General features: G+C 57.7%; 3 protein-coding genes. 1 reads left to right on the top strand and 2 read right to left on the bottom strand.

Features of this window, described 5'->3' with window-relative positions:
• Positions 1 to 359: 359 nt before the first annotated feature.
• Together A3754_RS23600 and A3754_RS23605 are read right to left on the bottom strand one after the other, a co-directional pair.
• Positions 360 to 707 carry a DUF4345 domain-containing protein gene (locus A3754_RS23600; RefSeq protein WP_082872358.1) on the bottom strand — a complete coding sequence of 116 codons (348 nt, stop codon included), beginning with the start codon at positions 705 to 707 and terminating at the stop codon, positions 360 to 362.
• Positions 700 to 1,038: a hypothetical protein gene (locus A3754_RS23605; protein ID WP_063521508.1), complete on the bottom strand. Its 339-nt coding sequence runs from the start codon at positions 1,036 to 1,038 to the stop codon at positions 700 to 702. The genes A3754_RS23600 and A3754_RS23605 overlap by 8 nt, the downstream gene beginning before the upstream one ends.
• Before the next feature lie 238 nt (positions 1,039 to 1,276).
• Between A3754_RS23605 and A3754_RS26345 the strand changes: the two genes are divergently transcribed.
• On the top strand, positions 1,277 to 1,405 hold a 129-nt coding region (locus A3754_RS26345), incomplete at its 3' end, for a helix-turn-helix domain-containing protein (protein ID WP_156497183.1).

The following is a 1,405-nucleotide window of genomic DNA, read 5'->3' on the forward strand; positions in this document are numbered from 1 at the left end:
CCGTCACCAGCTTTCCCTGCTTCACATCAAACTGCTTTTCCTTGCAGATCACCCACTTGTGAAAGTCGTGCTGACACATGCCTTTTTTTGGCATCTTCTTTTGCGGTTTTTTGAACGGCAGAATATCGCCCATTAGCTCAGCACCATGACTACAACTGGTAACCAGAGCATACCGTAAATTAGGTTCATCGCGGAATTGAGTGATCAGCCGGCTTCAGAACTTGTCTCATTAGCCCGCCCGGCAACCGCTGGACGCCGGATGCCCGACGACAGTCGCTCAGGCAAGGGGCTTTACGTCAGGCATCCGGCATCGAGAAGCATGCTATTTACTCTAACCCGTGAAGAACCGTAAATGAGCCCTAAAGCGAGTTCAGCAACCCCAGCCCCAGAACGATTTCTATTACCATGAACAATGCGGGGTAACGATCCAGGCGGCGATCCACCAGCCAGGACAGTAACCGGCCAGCCGCCATGCCCAGCAAGGCCATCGACAAGCTCACCACCACCCCGTCACGCCATTGCGGCTGATCACGACACACCATTAACAACACAGCCATTGCCACACCATAGCCGCCATACACAGCGCGGACTTCGCTGCGGGCCGGCACGGGCAGCGCGGTTATCGCCACCCACCGCGTTATCGAATGGGGCGACACCAGCGCCACCGCCCCCATCAACAGAAACGCCAACGCAGTCATTTCAATCATGAGCAGTGCCCTGCTCGGGTTGTGCCCCTTGCCGCTGCAGTCCCCGCCACTGACACAGGGCGCAGAACGCTACCAGCAACGCCACATCCAGCAGCAGAACATGCCCCCAGAATGACAACCACGAAGCCCCCAGCAGCATGACCACCGGCGTTGCCAGCACCCAGGCCAGATCCGCCAGTGTCACCATCTTAGCCGGCCCGGACGATATGGGTTTGCGCGTGGCCACAAAAACCACATCCGCTGCAAAAACCAGCAAGGCGCCCCCGAGAATCATCAGTATCTGCGGGCTGAACGCCCCCATCAGTGACGCCAGCCAGCCCGGGGCCAGCAAGAGCGCCGCTCCCAATAACGTTGAGCAGACAGCATTGAATAACAGAGCATGTTTAAGTGATCTCCAGGGCATGATGCACCTCCAGTTTTCTGGCTTTGGTCGCGAATTACCGCAACGGGCCGGTTAGTGTTAGATTCAGCCTCTGCTGAACAAGGAAGTGAAACAATTACCCCAGAGGTAATGGCGAAGCCTGGCGGCCATGACCATGCTGATCCGCCACAGAAAAGTGAGAGCCCCGATGCAGACTGGCCAGATACTCGCGGAACTGCGTAAAGCCCGCCGCCTCCGCCAACTGGAACTGGCGTTACGGGCCGACGTATCCAGCCGGCACCTGAGCTTTATCGAAACCGGACGCAGCCAGCCAAGC

This window comes from Alcanivorax sp. HI0083, from assembly GCF_001635175.1.

Bases quoted from the DNA above. Each gene is read 5' to 3' on its own strand.
- A3754_RS23600 (WP_082872358.1), bottom strand. From the start codon at position 707: ATGATTGAAATGACTGCGTTGGCGTTTCTGTTGATGGGGGCGGTGGCG.